Here is a 22,838-nt window from a genome sequence, read left to right as displayed (position 1 = left end):
ATGCCAGGCGCCGCAGAGCGCGCAATTCGGCTGGCTGCGACTCCGCACAAAACAGCGCGATATGCTCCCGCACAGCGTCTTCGACCTGCTCGTTAGTGGGCAGCGGTGTGCGCGAAGGCAGCGCGAGCTGCTTGACGGCGCTGCGCTTGGCGGGGCCGTATTCCAGTCCTTCTTCCACCACCAGGCGGGCAGCAGCTTGGGAAATTTCAATGGAAAGGGTTGATAACATGGAGCGGATCTCTGATCGCATTGTGACCGGAACCCACCCCGCGCCCTTCGCAAACACCCAGCACCCCTGTGCATTGCAGGTCCTTGGCCTTGCCCCATCGGGCTCCTACCCAACGGAAAAGCTCTGCTTTTAATAGCTGACTACGCTTGCTGAATAAGCCCTACAGCCCGTTTTTGCCATCGCTTTAGAATCGGCACCCATGCATATACACATTCTGGGCATCTGCGGCACCTTCATGGGCGGTTTGGCCGCGCTTGCACGCGCGGCAGGCCACAAGGTGACCGGCTGCGACGCCGGCGTCTACCCCCCCATGAGCGACCAGTTGCGCGCGCTCGGCATCGAACTGATCGAGGGCTATGGCGCCGACCAGATGGCACTGCAGCCCGATATGTTCGTCGTGGGCAACGTGGTCAGCCGCGTCCGCCTGGCCGATGGCAGTCCCAAGTTTCCCCTGATGGAAGCCATCTTGGACGCCGGCAGCCCCTACACCAGCGGGCCACAGTGGCTGGCCGAACATGTCTTGCAGGGGCGCCATGTGTTGGCCGTGGCAGGCACGCATGGCAAGACCACTACCACCTCAATGCTGGCCTGGATTCTGGAATGCGCTGGGCTGGAGCCTGGTTTTCTGGTGGGCGGCGTACCGCTGGATTTTGGTGTTTCCGCGCGCCTGGGCGCCGCCATGCGCCCCGTGCCTGGCACCGGCCCGATGGGCTCCGCGCCGCTGTTCGTCATCGAGGCCGATGAATACGATACGGCCTTTTTCGACAAGCGCAGCAAGTTCGTGCATTACCGTCCACGCACGGCCGTATTGAACAACCTGGAGTTCGATCACGCCGACATCTTTGATGATCTGGCTGCCATCGAGCGCCAATTCCACCATTTGGTCCGCACCGTGCCACCGTCGGGCTGCGTTGTCGTCAATGGCCTGGAGGAAAGCCTGGTGCGCGTGCTGCACCAGGGCTGCTGGAGCGACGTGCGCAGCTTTGGCGCTGCCGTGAGCGATTTTGCCGCCCAGGGCGAACCTGGTGCTTTTGATGTCATGCACCATGGGACATGCGTCGCCCGTGTGGAATGGAACCTCACGGGAACCCACAACCAGCTCAACGCCTTGGCGGCCATCGCAGCGGCGCACCACGTAGGCGTTACGCCCGCCGTGGCCGCGGCGGCCCTGGCCCGGTTCCAGAATGTGCGGCGGCGCATGGAACTGCGCGGCACGGTGCGCGGCATTGCGGTGTACGACGACTTTGCCCACCACCCTACCGCCCTGCGCACCACGCTCGATGGCCTGCGCCGCAGCGTGGGCACGAACGCACGCATCCTGGCGGTCTTCGAGCCGCGCAGTAACACCATGAAGCTGGGCACCATGAAGTCCCAGCTGCCCTGGGCACTGGAAAGCGCCAACCTGGCGTTTTGCCACACCGCTGGGCTGGACTGGGACGCCGCCGCCGCACTGGCGCCCATGGGCACCGGACCGCAAGGACGGGCACGCACCGCGGCCACGCTGGACGAACTGGTGCAGCAGATCGCGCAGGCGGCACGGCCTGGCGATCACATCGTCTGCATGAGCAACGGCGCCTTTGGCGGCGTGCACGAGCGCCTGCTGAAGGCGCTGGCCGCTGGGTCACCAGGGGAATAGGGTGAACGCAACAGTAAAACTGCCTGCACGGCAGTTTTACTACGTATTTTATAGCTGCTAGCGCTTTACCAGTAAGCGTTATAGCCTGTTTTCATCAATAATTGATAGTCATGGACTGAACATCCACGCGCACCACGGGCCGTGCCAAGGCAGCGCTGGTGGCACGGGCAAAGTCGGCCATCCACGCCCGATCGCCCAACATGGACGCTCCGGCAGCGGCGGCCACGGTCAGCACCTTGTCGGCCATCAGCACCTTGCCGCTGGCGCGCAAGGGCTCGCATTCCATGCGAATGAATTCGTCGTCCAACCAACGCCGCGCATCCTCGTGCGCCATAGGCTCAACGCCATCAAGCTCGAAGCGGAATTCCTGGCTGGGATCGAGGGAGACCGTCACTACGCTGTGCATCAGGTTGCCTTTCTTTGTCGGGAGAGAGTGCCGCGCACACTGCACGGCCTAAGTTGCAAGCTTATTCCATTTTCAGACCCGCCACGGACACTGCACCGACAGGCACTGAAGTGAAATTACGCCTTCGCCAGATCCCTGCGTACCTGCACAGCCGCCGACAACTCGCCCAGGCAGCGCAGGGAATCATCCCAGCCCAGGCAAGCATCGGTGATGCTTTTGCCGTATTCCAGCGCACCGGGCAACTCCTTTCCGGGCGAAAATTTCTGCGCTCCGGCGACCAGGTGGCTCTCGATCATCAGGCCGAACACACTGCGCGATCCACCCTTGATCTGGTCGGCGATGTCGCGCGCCACGTCCCGCTGCTTCTCATGCTGCTTGCTGCTGTTGGCATGGCTGCAGTCCACCATCAGGGTGGCGGGCAGCTTGGCGGCCTCCAGGTCCTTGCAGGCGGCTGCGACGCTGGCGGCGTCGTAGTTGGGCGCCTTGCCGCCACGCAAAATCACGTGGCAGTCTTTGTTGCCTTTGGTGTTGACGATGGCGACCTGGCCATTTTTGTGCACCGACAGGAAGTGGTGACCCCGGCTGGCCGACTGGATGGCGTCGGTGGCGATGCGGATATTGCCATCGGTGCCGTTCTTGAAGCCGATGGGCGCCGACAAGCCCGAGGCCAGTTCGCGGTGCACCTGGCTCTCCGTGGTGCGTGCGCCGATAGCGCCCCAAGAAATCAGATCCCCGATGTACTGGGGCGAGATCACGTCCAAAAATTCGCTGCCTGCGGGCACGCCCAAGCGATTGATTTCGATGAGCAGCTGGCGCGCAATGCGCAAGCCCTCGTCAATACGGTAGCTCTCGTCCAGGTAGGGGTCGTTGATGAGGCCCTTCCAGCCGACTGTGGTGCGCGGCTTCTCGAAGTAAACGCGCATCACGATCTCCAGCGTGTCCTTGTACTGCTCGCGTGCAACCTGCAGACGGCGGGCATAGTCCAGCGCGGCGGCAGGGTCGTGTATCGAGCACGGCCCGATGACGACGAGCAGGCGGTCGTCTTTGCCCGCGATGATGTTGTGGATGGCCTTGCGGGTCTGGGTGATCAGCGCTTCCACCGGCGTACCGCTGATGGGAAAAAAGCGGATCAGGTGCTCGGGAGGAGGCAACACAGTGATGTCCTTGATACGTTCGTCGTCGGTCTGGCTGGTTTTCTCGACGCTGCGGTACCAGGCATCAGTGCTGGCAGGAAGGGACATGGCTGTCATGGGGTGCTTTCTCTCGGAAGGTTTGAAAAAAAGGGCTGAAAACAAAAAACCGCCGGGCTTTGCAGCATCGGCGGTTGGGTGGGAAGTATTCAGGTGCTTGCGCGCTTGCCTCTCATCCGCCAGGGACCGAGAACCAGAACCAAAAATAAAAAGCGCAGGGCATGTGCATTCGCACAATGTAGCACATTTGTTCCAGACCTCAGCGGCGCGCGCGACGCCACCAGTCCAGTGCCCGTGTCCACGGGTTGCGGGGCCGACGTTCCGACGGAGGCGGTTCGCTGTGGGCCTGCCCGCCCTGCTCGTACATGTCGATGAGCAGCAGGCCTTCGCCCAGCGTCCGCCAGGCCAGCAGTTCCATCCGATCAAACCCGGCGCCTTCGTCCGGGCGGCGCTGCTCCAGCGTCTTATGCCACGCTTCAACGGCGCGGCGCAGTTCACGCAAGGCGCTCTGGTAGGCGCCAAACTCATACAACGAATGCCAGGCGGAGCCCAGCCCAGTGAGAAATAGCTGGTGCGCCCGCACGCCCTGCACCAGTGCGGCCGCATGGCGAGTGATGCTGGCAGCATCGTCTCGCGCACGGCGCGTGCGCACCGCTACGTCGACCGCTTGCGCCAGCACGACCATGCTGTCCCGCATCTGGCGCGATTCCTCATCCGCCACGCCTTCGCGCAGGAAGCGGCTGATGTCGCCAAACGACTGGATCGTCAGTTGAGAGAGGGGGCGCGTCAAGGCCATACGCACCATTGTGCGACGCCTACCCCGATTGTGCTCATGCCGCTACGGAGTCGCTTGCAGCACCGTGTCCGGCGCGCAACGCGGCAGCCAGTCAGGCCGTGCCGCCCACTGTCAGGCCATCAATGCGCAAGGTGGGCTGGCCCACGCCCACGGGCACGCTCTGACCCTCCTTGCCACAGGTCCCCACACCGCTGTCCAGCCGCATGTCGTTGCCAATCATGCCCACCCGCTTGAGACATTCAGGGCCGCTACCAACGATGGTGGCCCCTTTGACGGGATAGAGAATTTTTCCGTTTTCCACCCAGTAGGCTTCACTGGCCGAGAACACGAACTTGCCGGAGGTGATGTCCACCTGCCCGCCGCCGAAATTGGTGGCGTACAGGCCCTTCTTGATGCTGGCCACGATCTCCTGCGGATCCTTGTCGCCACCCAGCATGTAGGTGTTGGTCATGCGTGGCATGGGGATATGCGCATAGCTTTCGCGGCGGCCGTTGCCGGTGGGCGCCACGCCCATCAGGCGGGCGTTGAGCGCGTCCTGGATGTAGCCCTTGAGAATGCCATCCTCGATCAGCACATTGCGCTGGCTGGTGTTGCCTTCGTCGTCCACGTTGAGCGAACCTCGGCGGTCGGTCAGCGTGCCGTCGTCGAGCACCGTCACACCCTTGGCCGCCACGCGCTGACCGATACGGCCGCTAAAGGCACTCGACCCCTTGCGGTTGAAGTCGCCCTCCAAACCGTGGCCAATGGCCTCGTGCAGCAGGATGCCAGGCCATCCGGGGCCAAGCACCACGGTCATCTCGCCAGCGGGTGCGGGGCGCGATTCGAGGTTGACAAGCGCCGCGTGCACGGCTTCGTTCACGTACTGGGCGATCTGCTGGTCATCAAAGTAATCGAGCCCGAAGCGCCCGCCACCGCCAGCCGATCCCACCTCGCGGCGGCCACCCTGCTCTGCGATCACCGTGATCGACAAGCGCACCAGGGGCCGTACATCGGCGGCCAGGGTGCCATCGGCACGGGCGACCAGCACCACATCGTATTCACTGGCCAGCCCGGCCATGACCTGCGCCACGCGCGGGTCCTTGGCACGGGCCAGTTGCTCCGCTTTTTCCAGCAAGGCGACCTTGGCCGTGCTGTCCAGCGAGGCGATGGGATCCAAGCCGGCGTAGAGTTTGCGGCTTTTTGCTATTTTTGTGGTAGCTACTCGCGCTTTACCACTTTGCCTTGCGGCCGAAATAGACCGCACAGTGCGGGCCGCATCGAGCAAGGAGGCCTCAGAGATATCGTCGGAATAGGCAAAGGCGGTCTTCTCACCACTGACGGCGCGCACCCCCACGCCCTGGTCGATGGAGAACGAGCCGGTTTTGACAATGCCTTCCTCCAGGCTCCAGCCTTCGCTGCGGGTGTACTGGAAATACAGGTCGGCGTCGTCCACCTGGTGGGCGCGAATCTCGCCCAGCGCGCGCGCCAGGTGGCTTTCATCCAGGCCGAAGGGCGCCAGCAACAGCTGGCGTGCAATGTCGATACGCTGGGCAGTGGGCGCGCGCTGCGGCGCGCCGGTAGGGGAGCGAAGGGTCATGCCGGGATTCTAGAACCTGTTGAAGAAACCGGTACCTGCACCGGTGCAGGGTCAGCCCACAGACCGGGCTTGCTGCACTGGCGAGCGCTGCGCGCGCACGATGGACATCAGGATGCCCAGAGCCAGTCCCAGCGTAACCATGGCCGTTCCGCCATAGCTGACAAAGGGCAACGGCACCCCCACCACCGGCAAGATGCCGCTGACCATGCCCATGTTCACAAAGGCATAGGTGAAGAAAATCATGGACACCGCGCCCGCCATCAGGCGACCAAAAAGCGTGCCCGCTCCCATGGCAATGGCCAGACCGCGCCACACCAGGAACAGAAAACACACGATCAGGAACAGATTTCCCAGCAGGCCAAATTCTTCGGAAAAAGCGGCAAAGATGAAGTCGGTAGTGCGCTCGGGAATGAATTCAAGGTGCGTCTGGGTGCCCGCCATGAAGCCCTTGCCAAACACCCCGCCTGAGCCGATGGCGATCATGCCCTGGATGATGTGAAAGCCTTTGCCCAGCGGGTCGCGCGTGGGGTCCAGCAGCGTGCAGATGCGCTGCTGCTGGTAGTCGTGCAGCACCGTCCAACGCACTCCGTCCGCACACAGTTGCGGCTCAAAACCGACGATCAGCGCAATGCCCACGGCACCCAACAACACTGGCGGCAACACCAGCTTCCAGGACAGCCCGGCAAAAAAGATGACCGACAACCCGGCCGCCAACACCAGCAGCGAGGTTCCCAGGTCAGGCTGCTTCATGATCAGGCCCACCGGTACGGCCAGCAGCAAAGCCGCCACCCCGAAGTCAAGCGGGCGCAACTGGCCCTCGCGCTTCTGGAACCACCAGGCCAGCATCAGCGGCATGCCGATCTTGAGCAACTCGCTGGGCTGGATGACAATCCCCAGGTTGATCCAGCGCTGCGCCCCTTTCTTGGTAATGCCAAACAGCGCCACGGCCACCAGCAGGGCCACGCCCAGCGTATACACGGGCACGGCCATGACCATCAACTTCTGGGGCGGCACCTGCGCCACCAGGAACAAAATGGTCACCGCAATCAGCATATTGCGGCCATGGTCGGCAAACCGTGTGCCATGGTCATAGCCCGACGAATACATCGCCAGCAGGCCCGCACTGGCCAGCAGCAGAACCACAGCCACCAGCCAGCCATCAAAACCCTGGAAAAGGGGCAAGATGCGCTGCGCGAGGGTGGGTTTGTCAAAAGTGGTCGCCATGGCGCGATTATCGGGTGTGCGCTACCCCCGTTGAGCCTGTCGGTCCAGAGGCGTTGGTCAGCCCGCCTGACGGAACGCCATCACCGCCTGGTTGCGCAGGGTGCGCAGCAACCCCAAAGCCTTGTCGTCCACCACGATGGCGCCCGGATGGGCGTGGTCGGCATAAATCAGCGCAAAAGGCCGCCCCTTCATCTGCAGGGGCAGCAGCAGAAACGTGGGGGCATCCAGGCTACTGCGATACCAGGCGGGCAGCCGGGCCTGCATGCGTGGCTCGGTGGCATCCGCGATCAGGGTATCGGCGCCGCGCAGGCACACGGCGGCAAACAGGTCACCCGGAGTCTTGAGTGGTACGGCCATGGCACGCACCGCCACATCATTGCCTTCGCCCAGCCCGAATCGCCCGGTCAGCACGTCGGTCTTGGCATCGCGCAGACAAAACACCATGCGCCGCGCCCCCAGGGCGCGGAACATGGTTTCCAGAATCATGCGCAGCACGTCGTTCAGCTTGAATCCCTCGTCCACCATGGCGTTCGTGATGTCCTGGATGCCTGCGGAGAGCACTTCGGCCACCTGCGCCATGGCGATCGGCCCCCCGGTCGCCTGCAGCACAGCCACCGACAGCGGTTGTGTAGGTTGTGCGTGCAGTTCGTGTGCAGCCAGGGCATCATCGGGCGCGCCATCGCCCGCCGGGGCAGATGCGGGCAACTGGAGCAAACGGGCCGCAGGCGCGCCGGGCGCCACCCGCAACTCCAGCGCCTCGGCCATGGCGACCAGTTGATGGCGAGCGCGCAAGGTGGCTTCGGCAATGGCCTGCGCAGAAAACCCGAGCGTGCGCGCGTACCGGGTGGCGAGCATCTGCAAGCGCTCCTCGACCTGCCGCACATCGCTCTGCAGCAAGGTGGTGGCCACTTCGTTGGCCGCGCGGGCCACCCAGCGCAGCCGCTCCACACCTTTTTCTGGCGGGCGCATGGGGGGCGGCCCCAGGGGCTTGCGAATGCAGCGCTGCAGGGCCTCGGGCAGGCCCCAGACACGTGCCACACCCGCGCCCAGGTCTTCCAGCCCCACACCCAGCACCTGCTGCGCCGCAGACTCCTCACCGCCCTCGGTGCGACCCGCCGCCACGATGGCGCGGATCTGGCCCGCCTCTTCGGGAAAGTAAAACTCGCACAGCATGCGCCCCAGGTTCTGGAACATGGCGCCAATGAAGGCTTCCTCGGCCTCGGCGGCGGCACCACACAGCTCGGCCGCCACGGACCCGGCCATCATGGCGCGCAAAAATTCCTCACGCATCTGGCTGGCGTGCTGCTGGTCCTGCATGTGGTCCAGCATCACCAGGCTCAGCGCCATGTTGCGTACCGCGTTGAACCCTACCAAGCTGACCGCACGCGAGACGGTGCTCACCGTACCCCGGCTGGCATGGGCAAAGTGCACACTGTTGACCAGCCGCAAGAGCTTGTGCGTAAGCGCCACGTCCTTGAGGATTTCGTGCGTCAGATCGCTGATGCTGTCGTCCTCCGAACTGGCCACGCGCTGGATGCGCGCCACCGAGTCAGACAACGCCGGGAAGTCGCTCTTGTGCCGCATGCGCCGCAGCAAAAAATCCAGTGTCGCGTTGCTTGCCGCCGTTGGCGCACTCACCGGCGCCGCCCAGGCGCGCAGCGCGTCGCGGAAGTCCGCCGCCGAGGCATAGCGCGCCAAAGGCTCGCGCGCCAAAGCGCGCCGCAAGATAGCGCGCAGGTTGTCGTCCACGCCCGGCCCCAGGTCGGCGGGCAGCTCCAACGTCTCGTTGGCGATGCGGTAGAGCGCCTGCCAAGTGTCACTCTGGTGGATCAGCGGATGGCCGGTGAGCAGCTCCACCAGCACCAGCGCGACCGAATAAATATCCATGGAAGGCGCGGGCGCAACCCCGGCCGTGGCCTCGGGCGCCATATAGGCCGGCGTTCCGCTGGCCAGTTGCGCATCGGACGGACTGGCCACGGCCACCGCCAGCCCGAAATCCATCACACGCGCATGGCGATGCGCATCCACCATCACGTTCGACGGCTTGAGGTCGCGGTGCACGATGCCCGCCGCATGGGCCGCCTGCAGGCCGTCGAGCACATCGACCATCAGCGCCACGGCGTCGTGCGGCGCGCAGCGTCCCTGCTGCGCCAGGTGCTCGGCCAGGGTGCAGCCGGGCACGTACTCGAACACGATATAGGGCTGTAGGCCCTGCACATCGGCCTCGAACACCGGCACGATACAGGGGTGCGCCAGCCGCCCCACATGGCGCGCCTCGCGCAACCAGGTTTCCAGCACCGAGGCGTCCTGGCCCTGCATGGGTGGCATGAGCTTGATAGCCACCAGGCGCTGCAGGCGCGGGTCCTGCGCCAGCCACACCGTGGCCTGCGCGCCCTGGCCCAGCACGCGCTGTAATTCAAACCGCCCCAAAAACGCGGGCTTTTGCCCCCCTCCCCCCGTCACAAGGCGTCGGGCAGTGGAAAGCGGGGAAAAATCAGGCATGGTTTGGGCAGGCAGGATGGGCAGCGCACGCTGCGCTGCCCCGTGCGGTGTATCTTATGCTTACAGCCGTCCGTCCGCACGCCGCGATGGCACCGATTTTTTCCCGCATATCCCGCCATGAGAACCACCCACCTCCTGTACCTGCACGGTTTCCGCTCGTCGCCCCAGTCCGCCAAGGCCCGGATGATGGCCGACCATGTGGCACGCCACCACCCCGAAGTGCGCTTCTGGAGCCCCCAGCTCCCGCCCTCGCCGCGCGCCGCCATGGCGCTGGTCGCCCAGGGCATTGCCGATTGGCCACGCACATCCATGGCCGTGGTGGGCTCGTCACTGGGCGGCTTCTACGCCAGCTGGGTGGCCCGGCATGCAGGCTGCCCCAGCGTACTGCTGAACCCCGCCGTGGACCCCGCACGCGACCTGGCGCGCCATATCGGAGAGCAGACCGTTTGGCACAACCCGCAGGAGCGCTTCTTCTTCCTGCCGGAGTACGTGGACGAACTCCAGGCGCTGGACCAGCGCGGCCTGGACCCGGGCGGGCCGGAGCTGGCCATCATCGCCAAGGGCGATGAAGTGCTCGACTGGCGCGAAATGGTGGCGCGCTACCCGCAGGCCGAAGTGCACCTGCTCGAAGGCGGCGACCACGCGCTGAGCGATTTCCCCGCGCACCTGGAGACCATTGCACGATTCCTGCAGCTCGCGTCAGGCACCGATTGAACCTTGCAGGCACTGCGCACGCTCATCCGCCGGCCACATGCGAGGCCTGCATTTCCACCGGGCCCCTCGCAGGGCGTGCGATGCGTGCAAAGGCGCTGTGGTTGTGGATCGACTCAAAATTCTCCACTTCCACCGCATAAGCGCCCACGCGCCGCTCCTGGTTGAGCGCCGCCGCCACGTCGCGCACCATGTCTTCCACGAATTTCGGGTTCTCATAGGCACGCTCGGTGACGTATTTTTCATCTGCACGCTTGAGCAGCCCATACACCTCGCAGGAACTGCTGCGTTCTGCAATGGCGATCAGATCCTCCACCTCGATCGGCTCCAGGACCTCGGCCTCGATGGTCACGTGCGAGCGCTGGTTGTGTGCCCCATAGACCGATATTTCCCGAGAGCACGGGCACAGGCTCGTCACGGGAACCACCGCCTTCAGCCACAGGGACTGCTGCCCCTGTGCGGAAACGCTCGCGCGCCACTGGGCATCGTGGTCGAGCAGACTGCGCATGCCCGAGACCGGCGCGGTTTTTTCCACAAACCATGGAAAGCGCATTTCGATGGTGCCGGCCTGCGCATTCAGCCTGCCCAGCATGTCCCCCAGCAGGACACGGAAACCGGCCGCATCCAGCGCATCCGACTGCGCCTGCAGCAGTTCGACAAACCGCGACATGTGCGTGCCCTTGACCGCGGCAGGCACGGTCACCGTCATGGCCCACTGCGCGACAGTGGCGGCGACCCGGCCGCCGCTGCGCACCTTGATGGGATAGCGCAGGCCCTGGATGCCCACAGCACCAATCTCCAGGCCTCGGACATCCGCACTGCTCTGAACGTCGGGCAGGGGCCTATTTTTTTCCGGCGCATTCATTCAATGGTTCTCCACGCGGTCACAGCGATTTCAGGTACTGGGCCAGGTCCGACACGTCCTGCGCGTTCAGCCCCAGGCCCAGCCGGGTGTTGTAGGTCTGCGCCACCTCGTCCAGCGTGGCGGCCGAGCCATCGTGGAAATAGGGTGCATGCTGCCAAACGCCCTTCAAGGGCGCGGTGCGGTACTGGCGCGTGGCGGAGCGAGCGGCATAGCTGGGACTCTCGGGTTCCGCCATGGAGTCGGCCGGCGGATGCAGCCGGGTGTTTGCGTCCGTAAAAGTGCTGCCGCTGTGGCAGGTCACGCATTTTCCGGCCCCCTCGAAGACGGCCCGGCCCCGCGTTGCGGCGGCGGGGTCAAAACTTCCCACGGGTGCCGGCGGCGCCTGGAGCGTGAGCTGGTAGGCCTGCAGCGCGGGCAGCTTGGAGCTCACCAGGTCCTCACTGCCATGGGTGATGCTCAGGTTCAGGCGCGGCTCCGAGATCGCGCCGAGCCCGCCCATTTCGGCCACGGCCACGTAGCGGTTCCAGTAGGCGATGTCCTCGCCATCTCCGGTGAACGTGATCCGGTGGATACCCGCCAAGCCATAGGCGGGCGGAATGACGACCGGCTTGCTCAGGCCATCGATGTTGTGGCGTGGGTCAAACTTGCCCGGCCCCCAGCTGTTGAGTGCTGCCTTCGTTGCCGCATCCACGGCCGGAGACAAGGCGATGATCGCCCCCGGATTGAGATCGCGGTTGGGCCAGCCGTCCAGGCGCTTGCCAATGCCCTTGGAAAAGGAGTTGTCCACCGTCGAGTGGCACAGGGCGCAGGTGATGCCGACGCGAACGAGCTTGTCCACTCCGTTGACCGCCTCCACGGTCCCTCGGACGCCAACCACTGCATTGAGCTTGAGCAGCGCCACCGTGGTGGCTGGATCCTTCAGGTCCACGCTGCCGTCCTGGATGCCTGCCACCACGGCAGCGGGCAGCGCCTCGGCATCCACCTTGAGTCCGACGGACAAGGCGGTGACGGGATCAACTGCCGCCGCAATGACCTCGTGCAGCCCGAGCGCGTCGGTCCATTGGGCCTCATCGCCGAACGTGTCGTAGCGGAAGATGTCCCGCCCCTGCGCAGCCAACGCCGCCTGGGCGGCATCCGGGCCATCGACCGCAGCGCCCCCACCGCAGGCGACGACAGCCACTGCGGTCACACCGATCGCTCCTGCAAGACGCCACACCGACGAGCGGCGCGCCCAACCACCTGCATGTTTCATGTCTCTTCTCCTCATTGTTTATGGATTCCAGCATCCCAGCGGCGCGGCTGCATGCCGGATCAAGCCTTGCGCTTGCGGCAGCACTAAGGAACGGGCTTGCACGCCGCGCCGGGCTTCGTGGCCTCCTTCAGCCAGGCGATCAGGTCCGACCGCTCGACGGCGTCCTTCACCCCGGCATAGCCCATGGTGGTTCCAGGCAACGCCTTCATGGGGTCTTTCAAGAAAACGTTGAGCGACTTCTCGTCCCACACCCACGGGCTCTCCCGCATGGCTTTGGAATACGCGTTGTAGCCGGGCGCGGTGCCAGCATGGCGCCCAAACAGCCCGCAGTGCTGGGGGCCCGTCCGGTTGCCCTCGATGGCGTGGCAGGCGGCACAGCGCGCGTACACCTGCTCACCGCGTGCCAGCGCTGCGGCATCCGGCGCCGCGCTGGCACCGGTGGCGAGCAAGCCGCCCGCCAGCCCCAGCGCCACGACAAGCTGGCGCGGCTTCATGACATGAAGGCCGAAGGCACGGGAGCCTCACCCAGGACCTGGCGCAGCACGGCCCAGTGCATGGCCTCGTCGCCCAGGATGCTCGCGGCGACCTGCGCCAGCGCACGGTCGGCAAACAGGGGCACGGCGCCCAGGTAGGCCGAGATGGCGCCGCGCTCCAGACCCGCCGCGAAGCGCAGCACGTCGGCTTCCACCTTGAGTTTTTCCACGGGGAAGTGGTATTTCTCCTTGGCCGCCACGGGCTTGCCGCCGAGCTTTTGCACCGTGCTGGCAATGGCCGCCGCATGCTCCTTGTGGTGCCCCTGAAACGCGACGGCCACCGGCAGCACCGCCTTGCTGAGCAGGCCGCTCTCCGCGCCCACCTGGTAGGCCGCTACCGCCTCCAGTTCCGCGCCAAGGGCAGTATTGAGGATGCGCACATCGGCCTCCAGCTCCTGGGCGCTCACCTTGGCACCGGCGGCCAGCGCGTCGCGCCCGCCCAGCAAGGCCACGGCGCTGGCCGACAGCACGGCGGCGCCGGATGCCGACATGGCGCGGCGGCGCGAGAGAAACAAGGCCTGCGAGGGGACGTAAATGGAAGGGTTCTTCATGGTTTTCTCCGTGGGTTGATGAACCGTTGCGCCGGCATCTGGAACGGCCGGCAAATTTGAACAAGGTGGCTCTGGTCAGGCGCAGCGCTGCAGGCCGTACGCGCGGTACGGCCAGACGGGACGGCGTCGCCAGAGGGGTGTTTTGGCCGCTCTCAGTGCGGCGCAATGAGATGGCGCTGCTGCAGCTCGGCCACCACATGGCGCACGACCTGGTCGCAGCGCTCACCGGCAAAAGCAAAGACGCTCTCGGCATGCGCCTCGATTTGCGCGCCGAGCGCATCGCGCAACAGGGAGCGGGCGCGCAGGTAGCGGGTCTTGACGACGGCGTCGCTCACCTGCAGGCAGTACGCCGCTTCGTCCACGCTCATTTCCTGCACGGCGCGCAGGATGAATACGCTGCGGTAGATGGGCGGCAGCCCCTCGATGGCGGACTGCAGCAGGGCGCGCAGCTCGGTGCGTGCCAGCACGGATTCGGGCGATACGCCCGCAGGAGCGCTAAAGGACATCATGTGCTCCGGAGAAGGCTCGTGGTCCAGATCGTGGGCGTCGAGCGGCACCGACCGGCTGCGCTTGCGCAGCACGTCCAGCGCCACGTTGATGGCAATGCGCGCCATCCAGGTTGCCAGCGATGCGCTCCCCTGGAAATCCCGCAGCCGGGTGAAGGCGCGCAGGTAGGTTTCCTGCACCACGTCCTGCGCCTCCGCATCGTCGGAGACCACCCCGCGCGCTGCGCGGAACAGCACCCGGTTGTGGCGCCGCATGATGGCTTCGAAGGCACTCTGCTCTCCTTGCAGAGCGCTCGCCACCAGCTGCTCGTCGGAACGAGGGGTGGGAACGGTCGGCTGAGCGTTGGCTAGGGACAAGGACTGCATGGTGGGCTCGCTTTTTTGGGGCTTGTGACCATTGGACGCTGAGGACACCAAAAAGGTGACAGCCCCCCCGGATATCCGCAATGGCCGCATGCCCCGGCTGGCTTCGGACTCCGGGCCAGAATGGCCTCTGTATCGTTGCCACGGAACCCGCCCATGAAAATCGCTCTGCTCTCCGACCTGCACCTGTCCGTGCAGCCCCTGGAACTGCCGCACACCGACGCCGATGTCGTCGTTCTGGCCGGTGATCTGCAACGCCCTGCGCAAGGCATGGCCTGGGCGCGGCAGTTCAGCCGGCCCACGCTCTACGTCGCTGGCAACCACGAGTTCTATGGCTCCGACCTGGTGAGCACCATGGCTGCCCTGCGCACCGAGGCGCAGGGCAGCCAGGTGCGCGTGCTGGAACGCGAGGAGTGGCGCCATGGCGGCGTGCGCTTTCTGGCCTGCACGCTGTGGTCGGACTACCGGCTGTTCGACTCGCCCGCGCAGCGCGAGGAAGGCTTGCAGAAGGCGCAGGCGTTCGTGCGCGACTTCAGCCGCATCGGTCTGACCCCGGATTTCCCGGACCGCTTTACACCCGCCGTCTCGCAAATGCTGTTTGACCAGTCCGTCGCCTGGCTGGAAGCACGCTTTGCCGAGCCCTTCGATGGCCCCACGGTCGTGGTCACGCACTTTGCGCCCTCCCCCGGCAGCATTGCGCCACAGTTTGTCGGCTCACCGCTGAACGCCTGCTTTGTCTCCAACCTGGAGGCACAAATTTTGCGCTGGCAGCCCCACCTGTGGTTGCACGGCCATGTACACCACAGCTGCGACTATCGGCTGGGCGCCACGCGCGTAGTAGCCAACCCGCGGGGTTACGCGCCCAAGGGCGTGGTGGAAAACGCCCGCTTTGCGCCCGAGATGCTGATCGAGGTGTAGCGCCGACGAGGCCCTTCGAGCATGGGACAATTGCCCCCATGCACGCATTGTTTGAAGAATCCGGAAAGTTTCTGGCCGGCCGCATCCTCTCCGAAGCCGAGTCTTCGGCCCAGATCGAGCTGGACTCGGGTAAACGGGTCAAAGTCAAAGCAGCCAACCTGCTGCTCAAATTTGACAAGCCCGCGCCCGCCGAGCTGCTGGCCCAGGCACAGGCGCAAGCGGAAACGATTGACCTCGACCTGGCTTGGGAATTCGCTCCCGAAGGCGAATTTGGCTTTGCCGACCTGGCGCGCGACTATTTTTCGTCCAACGCCACGCTGGCCGAGCAGGCCGGTGCGCTGCTGCGTCTGTACGAAGCGCCGCACTACTTCCGCCGCGCAGGCAAGGGGCGCTTCAAGAAGGCCCCGGCCGACATCCTGCAGCAGGCGCTGGCCGCCATCGAGAAGAAAAAGGCCGTGCTGGCCCAGATTGCACAGTGGGCCGAAGCCCTTGCCCAAGGTGTTTGTCCAGCGCCGATCCGCGAGCAGCTCTACAAGATTCTGTTCCGTCCCGACAAGAACGCGCCTGAATATAAGGCCGTGGTCGAAGCCAGCCGCGCCACACACACCGCGCCGCTGGATCTGCTGCAAAAGGCCGGTGCCATCGATTCGAGCTACCAGTTCCACTGGAAACGCTTTCTGTTTGACAATTTTCCCAAGGGCACGGGCTTTCCTGCGCTGGATGCCCCGCAGCCCCCGGCCGACCTGCCGCTGGCCGATGTGCAGGCGTTTTCCATCGACGACTCGCAGACCACCGAAATCGACGACGCGCTTTCGGTCACCGGGTTGGGCTCTGGCACCGTCACGCTGGGCATCCACATTGCGGCGCCAGGCCTGGCCATTACCCCCGGCAGCGCACTCGACCAGCTTGGCCGCCAGCGCCTGTCCACGGTCTACATGCCGGGCTACAAGATCACCATGCTGCCCGACAGCGTGGTGCAGATCTACACACTGGACGAAGGCCGCGCCAACCCGGCCGTATCGCTCTACTGCACGATCGACGAAGCCACGCTGGAGATCACCGCCACCGAGACGCGCCTGGACCGCGTGCCCGTGATCGCCAACCTGCGCCACGACCAACTCGACCACATCGTCACCGAGGCCTGGCTGGCCGATCCGAGCATTGAGGTCAAAAATACCCCAGAGCGCTTATCCAGCCTGCGCGTGCAGCTCTCATTTTTGCACCGCCTGGCACAAAAACTCAAGGCCGGGCGCGAAGTGGTGCGCGGCAAGCCAGAGAACTTCAACCGGCCGGACTACAACTTCCGCCTCATGGGCGGAGAGGGCGGCGAGCCCGATGGCAGCGAAACCGTGCAGATCACCACGCGCCAGCGCGGCGCGCCGCTCGACCTCATCGTGGCCGAAGCCGCCATCGTCGCCAACAGCACCTGGGGCCAATGGCTCGCCAGCCTGGGCGTGCCTGGCATCTACCGCAGCCAGGCCAGCATGGCCCCAGGCGTGAAGGTACGCATGGGCACCAAGGCCCTGCCCCACGCCGGTATGGGTGTCAAAAGCTACACCTGGGCCACCAGTCCGCTGCGCCGCTATGTGGACCTGGTGAACCAGTGGCAGATCATTGCCTGTGCGCGCAACGGCGCTACGGCCGCCTTGGCCGCGCCCTTCAAACCGAAGGACGCCGAACTGTTCTCCATCATCAGCAGCTTTGACGCAGCCTACAGCGCTTACAACGGTTACCAGGGCGGCATGGAGCGGTTCTGGACGCTGAAGTACCTCGAACAGAACAACATCACCGAGCTGGAGGCCACCGTCTTCAAGGAAGGCCCGGGCGGCAGTTTTCTGGTGCGCGCCGACACGCTGCCCCTTGTCTTTCCCGTGCTGGGGGCGCAAAACCTGCCGCGCGGCGCGCGTCTGCGCGTCAAGCTGGGCGCAGTGGACGAAATCACCCTCGACCTGCATGGCACCGTGATCGAGCGCATCGACGACCCGCTGGACCCCAGCGACGACGGCCCGGTGGATGACGACGACAGCGGTGAGGACGATGACAGCGCCGTGGCCGGGCCCATTGCCATCGCCGTGGATGTGAACGAACCCGAGGCGGGCGCTACCGCTGATCACTCAGCCCCGTGAAACTATCTGCCCACCTCCTCCGTTTCAGCACGCTGCAATTAACGCTGGCGGTGTCGCTGGCGCTGCACCTTGCCGTGCTGTCCGTGCGCTTCATCGACCCCGAGGGTTTCAACCGCGTGTTCCAGGACACGCCACTCGAAGTCATCCTGGTCAATGCCCGCTCGAACGAAGCGCCCACCAAAGCCCAGGCCATCGCGCAGTTTTCGCTCGCTGGCGGGGGCGATGCTGAAAAGGGCCGCGCCACCAGCCCACTGCCCTATTCGGCCATGACCAGCGTGGGCGACGACTTTGAAGAAGTGCAGCGCAAGACCGATGCCATGCAGGAGGAGCAAACCCAGCTGCTCGCCCAGCTGCGCAAACAGATCGCCACTCTGCCCGCACCCGACCCCCGCAAACCCAGCCAGAATGCCGAGCAGACCGCGCAGGACGAACGCCGCCGCCAGCTTGTCAAGATGCTGGCCGAGATCGAAAAGCGCATCAACGAAGAGAACGCACGCCCCAAGAAGCGCTACATCAGCCCCGCCACACGCGAAGAGGTGTACGCGGTGTACTACGACCAGCTCCGCCGCAAGGTGGAGGACAAGGGCACGGTCAACTTCCCCGAATCCGGCGGCCAGAAGCTCTATGGCGAACTGGTGATGATCGTCACCGTCAACCACGATGGCCGGGTGCTGGGCACCGAAATCGTGCAGGGCTCAGGCAACCTCCGGCTTGATCGCCAGGCCGAAGCCATTGCCATGGCCTCAGGCCCCTTTGGACCCTTTGGTACAGAAATGCGCAAGAAGGCCGACCAGATCGCCGTGGTTTCGCGCTTCAAGTTCACCCGCGACCAGACCCTGGAAACTACCGTGAGGTAACCTTCCCCCCCTTGAGTCGCCACTGGCGCCCTCACCCAGGGGACGGCGCCAGTGGCCGGGCAAAGCCTGTTCCACGGCGCCCGTTGGCCTGGAACACGCCCGCCGGAATGCTCTCCCCAGGAAGAATCATCCATGACCCTCTCCGCCACATCGATCGACCAGTATTGCGTGATGGGCAACCCGGTAGAGCACAGCCGCTCGCCCTGGATCCATGCCCGCTTTGCCGAGCTGACCGGCCAGGCACTGCACTACGAGCGCCGCCTGGTACCGCTGGACGGCTTTGTCCAGGCGCTGCATGGCTTCGCCGCCGCCGGGGGCCGGGGCTGCAACATCACCGTGCCCTTCAAACTCGAAGCCGCGCAGGCCGCCACGCACCGCAGCGAGCGCGTGCAACTGGCAGGCGCCGCCAACACGCTCACCTTCATCGACGGCACCATCCACGCCGACAACACCGACGGTCTGGGCCTGGTGGCCGACATTGAGCGCAACGCAGGCATGCGCCTTGCCGGGCGCGATGTGCTGCTCATCGGCGCAGGCGGCGCCGCCGCCGGTGCCCTGGGCCCGCTGCTGGCCGCCGGGCCGCGCAGCATCACGGTGGCCAACCGCACCGTGGCCCGCGCACAGGCGCTGGTACAAACCCACGCACCGCTTGCATTGCTACAAAAAATAGAGCTATTAGCGCAATCCACACAAGCGCTAGAGGCCAATTTCGACATTATTATTAACGCAACAGCCAGCAGCCTGGCTGGCGCCGAAGTACCCGTACCCGCAGGCGTTCTGCGGCCCGCCAGCCTGGCCTACGACATGATGTACGGCCCCGCCGCACAGGGCTTTCTGGACTGGGCCACGCAGCACGGCGCGCACGCGCGCGATGGCCTGGGCATGCTGGTGGAACAGGCGGCCGAGGCCTTCCTGGTCTGGCGTGGCGTGCGCCCACCGGGCGGCCAGGTGCTGACCGAACTGCGTGCACTGATGGCCTCGCCCACAGCCCCATCGCACTAGCGCGCACCCACACGCATGAAATCCTTGCTGCGCTGGATGGGCCTCGTCGCGTTTGCGGCGCTTGCCCTGGAACTGTTCTTTGTGCTGCGCATCGCCACCATGGCGGTGCTCAATCCCGAATCAACCACCTTCCAGCGCTCCGAAGCCTGGGCCCAGATCACTGGTGATGGCACCCTGCGCTGGCGCCAGCAGTGGGTGCCCTACGCACAGATCAGCAGCCACCTCAAACGCGCCGTGATCGCGTCAGAGGACGACGGCTTCGTCAACCACGAAGGCGTGGACTGGAACGCCATCGAAAAAGCCTGGGAGCGCAACGCCAAGGCCGAAGCGCAAACTGCCAAAGCCCAGACCCGCGCCCCTGCCAAGGTGGTGCGCGCGCCCAAGATTCGGGGCGGCTCCACCATCACCCAGCAACTGGCCAAGAACCTCCTGCTCTCGGGCGAGCGCACCCTGGTGCGCAAGGGCCAGGAGTTTGTGCTCACGCTGGCGCTGGAACAGTTTCTCTCCAAAGAGCGCATCCTGGAGATTTACCTCAACAATGTGGAGTGGGGCAATGGCATCTTCGGCGCCGAGGCTGCCGCCCGGCACTACTTCCGCAAAAGCGCCGCCCAGCTCGCCCCCCATGAAGCAGCCCGCCTGGCCGTGATGCTGCCCGCCCCCAAGCGCTTCGAAAAAATGCCCAACTCGGCCTACCTGTCCGGGCGCACGCGCACCATTCTGGGGCGCATGGGAAGTGCGGAGCTGCCTTGACGGCGCCTGCTGGCCGGTACCGCGTGGGACCTGTCAGCCGAACAACTTGTTGGCTGTTTCCGCGACCAGCTTGCCTTGGTGCCGGGCGCCTTCCAGCTCGATCGCGCTGGGTTGGCGTTGGCCTTGGCCGCCGGCAATGGTCGTCGCGCCATAGGGGCTGCCGCCCACCACTTCATCCAGCGTCATCTGGCCCTGGTGGCTGTACGGCAGGCCGACGATGACCATGCCAAAGTGCAGCAAATTGGTGATGATCGAGAAGAGTGTCACTTCCTGGCCCCCGTGCTGGGTGGCCGTGGAGGTGAACGCGGCGCCCACCTTGCCATGCAGTGCGCCGCTGGCCCACAAACCACCGGCCTGGTCCAGAAACGCCGCCATCTGGGCCGGCATGCGCCCGAACCGGGTCGGGGCACCAATGATGATGGCGTCGTAGTTGACCAACTCCGCGACGGTGGCGACTGGTGCGGCCTGGTCGAGCTTGAAGTGGGCCGACTTGGCCACCTCAAGTGGCACGGTCTCGGGAACGCGCTTCACATCGACGGATGCGCCACCGGCGCGCGCGCCTTCGGCGATGGCCTGGGCCATGGTTTCCAGATGGCCGTAGGACGAGTAGTACAGGACAAGGACTTTGGACATGGTGTGCTCCGATCAGTGTGGTTGTGAACAAGGAAATCTCAGGCCCGGGCGCTGCGCGCATCCAAGCTCCATTCGCCGGGGCCCCACCACCAGCAACAACCGCCCGGCGATCGCGGCGGCGTTCTGGGCGGGTGATTCTGTTTCCAAATCATTCGTGTCTAGGCGCGAAGCCGCAGACAGTGCTGTAGCACGGCAAGGCGAAGCAACAACGACACGGATGATTTAGAAATGGAATGAGATGAAAGTCGTGGACATGGGGTGTGCCAGGTGGCTGAGGCTTTCAGTATCGACTGCCGCTGCGCGTCCCGTGTCCGATAATTCTGGATTCTTTGTTCGATTTTTTCGAACCCCGCTCTATCCTTCCTACCGACAGGATCACCGATGCGAAAGCTGACCCTCGACGGCATGGGCAACGTGAAGGGCACCCCTCCCGGTGACGACCAGCGCATGTCCGCGGGTACCGGCGTCGTGCATAGCGAATTCAACCATACCCCCGACAAAACGGCGCACTTCCTGCAAATCTGGATTACGCTCCATCAGACAGGCATCGCACCCAGCGATGAGCAGAAGACCATTCCCCTAGAGTCCAAGCGTGGACGCCTGGCTTTGGTCGCCTCGCCTGATGGTGGCAACCATGCCGTGCAGAACCGTCCACCAGCACCCCGCTCAGTTGAAGAAGGAGCCCCCCATGAGCGAAACCCTTCGCCTTCACGGCCGCATGACCGACCTCGCACCGGGACTTCGTGTGCGCCGCACGCTGCCTGCGCAGGAGCGCAGATCCGTCGGACCTTTTGTATTTTTTGACGAGTTCGGCCCCGCGACGCTCGCGCCGGAGGTCGACAGCGATGTCGGCGGCCACCCGCACATCGGCCTGGCCACTGTCACCTATCTCTTCGAGGGCCGACAGATGCACCGCGACAGCATCGGCAGCGTGCAGCTCATCGAGCCTGGCGCGGTGAACTGGATGACGGCGGGGCGCGGCATCGTGCACAGTGAACGCACCCACGAAGCAGACCGCGGACGATCGCGCCTCACGCACGGCCTGCAGCTTTGGGTGGCACTGCCCCCGGCACTGGAAGACTGCGAGCCGGCCTTCCAGCATGTGGCTGCGGCCGACATTCCTGTCGTTGACGCAGCGCCCGGCGTTCAGGTCCGCGTCCTGGTGGGCAGCGCCTTCGACCGCACGAGCCCGGTGCGTACTGCGTCCGAGACCGTGTACCTCGACATCACGATGGCAGCGAACACCCATTTCACCTTGCCCCCGTTGGTGCCGGAGCTGGCAGTCTATGGCGTCGGCCAAGACTACGCACTGGACGGCCAGGCAGTCGCCGCAGCGGAGATGGTGGTGCTGGCCCCTGGCCAGGGAGCCCAGCTCAGCGCCGGGAACAAGGAAGTGCGGCTGGTCGTCATCGGTGGCGCGCCGCTGGAGCAACCCGTGCGCATGTGGTGGAACTTCGTATCCACGCAGCGCGAGCGCATGGCCCGTGCCGCAGATGACTGGTTGCAGCACCGGTTCGCCCCGATTCCGGGCGAGACCGACCGTATCGAGGCGCCGCCCTGGCGTGACTGATACGGTCCTGGGCAGACGACACCCCTCACGCTTGGTCTATTCGGTGCGGCTGAACAACCAGGGAGCGGTGTTGCCTGCCAGCACTGCGGCGTCGGTGTCGCTGCGCCGGGTCTGGGTGTTGTTGGCACCTGTGATTTCAAAGCTGCGCCGTGCGTGCAGGCCGTCCCATTGGGTGCGTTCGTAGGCCAGGGGGCTTGTGCTGGGGGCTGGGGGCAGCGCTTGCGCTGGCTTGGCTGGCGTTGCCCAGGCCCAGGTCACTGAGTTGCTTTTCTGCGCGCAGGTTGTCTGCGCTGTAGCGGTAGCTGGCCAGCAGTTCTGGCGGGTTGCTGCCGCTGCCCTGCCGTTGGCGTCGTATTGGTAGGTACTCGCACGGATGGTGGAGCCTGCACCTGGTGCGGTCTGGGTGCTGCTGGCTTCACTGGCTGTGCGCCCGGCCTTGTGTGCGTTGCCTTGCTGCGGCGGTCTTGATGCTTTCTTGATAACCGACCTTCGGTTCTTGGTACCAACTTGATGCAGCGGTTTCTAGCATCTCACCATTGCCAATGAAGTTGTGAGGATTACGGATATGGACATGGTTTATCTGGCCCTGGCGGGCCTTTTCTGGCTGCTGCCTGTGGCGCTCGTCAAGGGCTGCGAACGGCT

Annotated in this window: 21 protein-coding genes and 2 pseudogenes; 9 read left to right on the top strand and 14 right to left on the bottom strand. The window is 65.0% G+C overall.

The genetic code is table 11. The features are described 5' to 3' along the window. Positions 1-229: pseudogene (locus ACYVOC_RS13865) on the bottom strand (hypothetical protein); the annotation flags it as partial. A gap of 199 nt (positions 230-428) precedes the next feature. Here ACYVOC_RS13865 and mpl point away from each other — a divergent pair. Beyond that, positions 429-1,865, top strand: coding sequence for a UDP-N-acetylmuramate:L-alanyl-gamma-D-glutamyl-meso-diaminopimelate ligase (gene mpl / locus ACYVOC_RS13860; RefSeq protein ID WP_461162189.1), 1,437 nt, complete (start codon positions 429-431; stop codon positions 1,863-1,865). Between the two features lie 94 nt (positions 1,866-1,959). Here the strand turns inward: mpl and ACYVOC_RS13855 are convergent, their stop codons facing one another. The 6 genes from ACYVOC_RS13855 to ACYVOC_RS13830 all read right to left on the bottom strand — a co-directional run bounded on the left by ACYVOC_RS13855 (position 1,960) and on the right by ACYVOC_RS13830 (position 9,559). Further along, positions 1,960-2,271: a hypothetical protein gene (locus ACYVOC_RS13855; RefSeq protein WP_116002970.1), complete on the bottom strand. Its 312-nt coding sequence runs from the start codon at positions 2,269-2,271 to the stop codon at positions 1,960-1,962. 116 nt (positions 2,272-2,387) lie between these two features. Further along, positions 2,388-3,521, bottom strand: a complete 1,134-nt coding sequence (locus ACYVOC_RS13850; protein WP_461162188.1) for a 3-deoxy-7-phosphoheptulonate synthase — start codon at positions 3,519-3,521, stop codon at positions 2,388-2,390. A gap of 199 nt (positions 3,522-3,720) precedes the next feature. After that, positions 3,721-4,257, bottom strand: a complete 537-nt coding sequence (locus tag ACYVOC_RS13845; RefSeq protein WP_116002968.1) for a hypothetical protein — start codon at positions 4,255-4,257, stop codon at positions 3,721-3,723. A gap of 91 nt (positions 4,258-4,348) precedes the next feature. Beyond that, positions 4,349-5,833, bottom strand: a complete 1,485-nt coding sequence (gene tldD / locus ACYVOC_RS13840; protein ID WP_116002967.1) for a metalloprotease TldD — start codon at positions 5,831-5,833, stop codon at positions 4,349-4,351. A 51-nt stretch (positions 5,834-5,884) separates the two neighbouring features. Further along, a complete protein-coding gene (gene rodA / locus ACYVOC_RS13835; RefSeq protein WP_461162187.1) occupies positions 5,885-7,057 on the bottom strand; it encodes a rod shape-determining protein RodA in 1,173 nt (390 codons plus the stop codon). A gap of 57 nt (positions 7,058-7,114) precedes the next feature. Then, the gene (locus tag ACYVOC_RS13830) at positions 7,115-9,559 is read right to left on the bottom strand and encodes a protein kinase domain-containing protein (protein WP_461162186.1); all 2,445 of its coding nucleotides are present in this window, start codon (positions 9,557-9,559) and stop codon (positions 7,115-7,117) included. A gap of 117 nt (positions 9,560-9,676) precedes the next feature. On the opposite strand from ACYVOC_RS13830, the gene ACYVOC_RS13825 reads away from it, so the two are divergent. Further along, entirely contained in the window at positions 9,677-10,273 is a 597-nt protein-coding gene (locus ACYVOC_RS13825) for a YqiA/YcfP family alpha/beta fold hydrolase (RefSeq protein WP_461162185.1), read from the top strand. Positions 10,274-10,295: 22 nt separating this feature from the next. Here the strand turns inward: ACYVOC_RS13825 and folE2 are convergent, their stop codons facing one another. From folE2 to ACYVOC_RS13800, 5 genes are all read right to left on the bottom strand, one after another. Continuing rightward, positions 10,296-11,135 carry a GTP cyclohydrolase FolE2 gene (folE2, locus tag ACYVOC_RS13820; protein ID WP_461162184.1) on the bottom strand — a complete coding sequence of 280 codons (840 nt, stop codon included), beginning with the start codon at positions 11,133-11,135 and terminating at the stop codon, positions 10,296-10,298. 19 nt (positions 11,136-11,154) lie between these two features. Next, positions 11,155-12,387 carry a c-type cytochrome gene (locus ACYVOC_RS13815; RefSeq protein ID WP_461162183.1) on the bottom strand — a complete coding sequence of 411 codons (1,233 nt, stop codon included), beginning with the start codon at positions 12,385-12,387 and terminating at the stop codon, positions 11,155-11,157. An 83-nt stretch (positions 12,388-12,470) separates the two neighbouring features. Further along, positions 12,471-12,881, bottom strand: a complete 411-nt coding sequence (locus tag ACYVOC_RS13810) for a c-type cytochrome (protein ID WP_461162182.1) — start codon at positions 12,879-12,881, stop codon at positions 12,471-12,473. Then, the gene (locus ACYVOC_RS13805; protein ID WP_461162181.1) at positions 12,878-13,471 is read right to left on the bottom strand and encodes a ferritin-like domain-containing protein; all 594 of its coding nucleotides are present in this window, start codon (positions 13,469-13,471) and stop codon (positions 12,878-12,880) included. The genes ACYVOC_RS13810 and ACYVOC_RS13805 overlap by 4 nt, the downstream gene beginning before the upstream one ends. A 152-nt stretch (positions 13,472-13,623) precedes the next feature. After that, a complete protein-coding gene (locus ACYVOC_RS13800; RefSeq protein WP_461162180.1) occupies positions 13,624-14,343 on the bottom strand; it encodes an RNA polymerase sigma factor in 720 nt (239 codons plus the stop codon). A gap of 153 nt (positions 14,344-14,496) precedes the next feature. Between ACYVOC_RS13800 and ACYVOC_RS13795 the strand changes: the two genes are divergently transcribed. The 5 genes from ACYVOC_RS13795 (at position 14,497) to mtgA (ending at position 19,993) form a co-directional block, all read left to right on the top strand. Beyond that, positions 14,497-15,258, top strand: a complete 762-nt coding sequence (locus tag ACYVOC_RS13795) for a metallophosphoesterase family protein (protein WP_461162179.1) — start codon at positions 14,497-14,499, stop codon at positions 15,256-15,258. A gap of 38 nt (positions 15,259-15,296) precedes the next feature. Further along, positions 15,297-17,384, top strand: a complete 2,088-nt coding sequence (locus tag ACYVOC_RS13790; RefSeq protein ID WP_461162178.1) for a ribonuclease catalytic domain-containing protein — start codon at positions 15,297-15,299, stop codon at positions 17,382-17,384. Beyond that, on the top strand, positions 17,381-18,241 hold the full coding sequence (locus tag ACYVOC_RS13785; protein ID WP_116002958.1) for a TonB family protein: 861 nt from the start codon (positions 17,381-17,383) through the stop codon (positions 18,239-18,241). Before ACYVOC_RS13790 ends, ACYVOC_RS13785 begins: the two co-directional genes overlap by 4 nt. Positions 18,242-18,373: 132 nt before the next feature. Further along, positions 18,374-19,243, top strand: coding sequence for a shikimate dehydrogenase (gene aroE, locus ACYVOC_RS13780; RefSeq protein ID WP_461162177.1), 870 nt, complete (start codon positions 18,374-18,376; stop codon positions 19,241-19,243). A gap of 15 nt (positions 19,244-19,258) precedes the next feature. Continuing rightward, on the top strand, positions 19,259-19,993 hold the full coding sequence (mtgA, locus tag ACYVOC_RS13775) for a monofunctional biosynthetic peptidoglycan transglycosylase (RefSeq protein ID WP_116002956.1): 735 nt from the start codon (positions 19,259-19,261) through the stop codon (positions 19,991-19,993). 33 nt (positions 19,994-20,026) lie between these two features. Here mtgA and wrbA read toward each other — a convergent pair whose 3' ends face one another. Beyond that, on the bottom strand, positions 20,027-20,626 hold the full coding sequence (gene wrbA / locus ACYVOC_RS13770; protein WP_116002955.1) for an NAD(P)H:quinone oxidoreductase: 600 nt from the start codon (positions 20,624-20,626) through the stop codon (positions 20,027-20,029). A 399-nt stretch (positions 20,627-21,025) separates the two neighbouring features. Here wrbA and ACYVOC_RS13765 point away from each other — a divergent pair. Continuing rightward, positions 21,026-21,268: pseudogene (locus ACYVOC_RS13765) on the top strand (pirin family protein); the annotation flags it as partial. Positions 21,269-21,314: 46 nt separating this feature from the next. Beyond that, positions 21,315-22,196, top strand: a complete 882-nt coding sequence (locus ACYVOC_RS13760) for a pirin family protein (protein WP_461162176.1) — start codon at positions 21,315-21,317, stop codon at positions 22,194-22,196. 36 nt (positions 22,197-22,232) lie between these two features. Here ACYVOC_RS13760 and ACYVOC_RS13755 read toward each other — a convergent pair whose 3' ends face one another. After that, positions 22,233-22,454 carry a hypothetical protein gene (locus tag ACYVOC_RS13755; protein ID WP_116002952.1) on the bottom strand — a complete coding sequence of 74 codons (222 nt, stop codon included), beginning with the start codon at positions 22,452-22,454 and terminating at the stop codon, positions 22,233-22,235. Positions 22,455-22,838 lie beyond the last annotated feature (384 nt).

It is taken from the genome of Simplicispira piscis, from assembly GCF_054783455.1.
This window is presented reverse-complemented; position numbering and strand designations above follow the sequence as displayed.

Coding starts and splice junctions, on each gene's coding strand:
- mpl (WP_461162189.1), top strand. CDS start 429: ATGCATATACACATTCTGGGCATCTGCGGCACCTTCATGGGCGGTTTG.
- ACYVOC_RS13855 (WP_116002970.1), bottom strand. CDS start 2,271: ATGCACAGCGTAGTGACGGTCTCCCTCGATCCCAGCCAGGAATTCCGC.
- ACYVOC_RS13850 (WP_461162188.1), bottom strand. CDS start 3,521: ATGACAGCCATGTCCCTTCCTGCCAGCACTGATGCCTGGTACCGCAGC.
- ACYVOC_RS13845 (WP_116002968.1), bottom strand. CDS start 4,257: ATGGCCTTGACGCGCCCCCTCTCTCAACTGACGATCCAGTCGTTTGGC.
- tldD (WP_116002967.1), bottom strand. CDS start 5,833: ATGACCCTTCGCTCCCCTACCGGCGCGCCGCAGCGCGCGCCCACTGCC.
- rodA (WP_461162187.1), bottom strand. CDS start 7,057: ATGGCGACCACTTTTGACAAACCCACCCTCGCGCAGCGCATCTTGCCC.
- ACYVOC_RS13830 (WP_461162186.1), bottom strand. CDS start 9,559: ATGCCTGATTTTTCCCCGCTTTCCACTGCCCGACGCCTTGTGACGGGG.
- ACYVOC_RS13825 (WP_461162185.1), top strand. CDS start 9,677: ATGAGAACCACCCACCTCCTGTACCTGCACGGTTTCCGCTCGTCGCCC.
- folE2 (WP_461162184.1), bottom strand. CDS start 11,135: ATGAATGCGCCGGAAAAAAATAGGCCCCTGCCCGACGTTCAGAGCAGT.
- ACYVOC_RS13815 (WP_461162183.1), bottom strand. CDS start 12,387: ATGAAACATGCAGGTGGTTGGGCGCGCCGCTCGTCGGTGTGGCGTCTT.
- ACYVOC_RS13810 (WP_461162182.1), bottom strand. CDS start 12,881: ATGAAGCCGCGCCAGCTTGTCGTGGCGCTGGGGCTGGCGGGCGGCTTG.
- ACYVOC_RS13805 (WP_461162181.1), bottom strand. CDS start 13,471: ATGAAGAACCCTTCCATTTACGTCCCCTCGCAGGCCTTGTTTCTCTCG.
- ACYVOC_RS13800 (WP_461162180.1), bottom strand. CDS start 14,343: ATGCAGTCCTTGTCCCTAGCCAACGCTCAGCCGACCGTTCCCACCCCT.
- ACYVOC_RS13795 (WP_461162179.1), top strand. CDS start 14,497: ATGAAAATCGCTCTGCTCTCCGACCTGCACCTGTCCGTGCAGCCCCTG.
- ACYVOC_RS13790 (WP_461162178.1), top strand. CDS start 15,297: ATGCACGCATTGTTTGAAGAATCCGGAAAGTTTCTGGCCGGCCGCATC.
- aroE (WP_461162177.1), top strand. CDS start 18,374: ATGACCCTCTCCGCCACATCGATCGACCAGTATTGCGTGATGGGCAAC.
- mtgA (WP_116002956.1), top strand. CDS start 19,259: ATGAAATCCTTGCTGCGCTGGATGGGCCTCGTCGCGTTTGCGGCGCTT.
- wrbA (WP_116002955.1), bottom strand. CDS start 20,626: ATGTCCAAAGTCCTTGTCCTGTACTACTCGTCCTACGGCCATCTGGAA.
- ACYVOC_RS13760 (WP_461162176.1), top strand. CDS start 21,315: ATGAGCGAAACCCTTCGCCTTCACGGCCGCATGACCGACCTCGCACCG.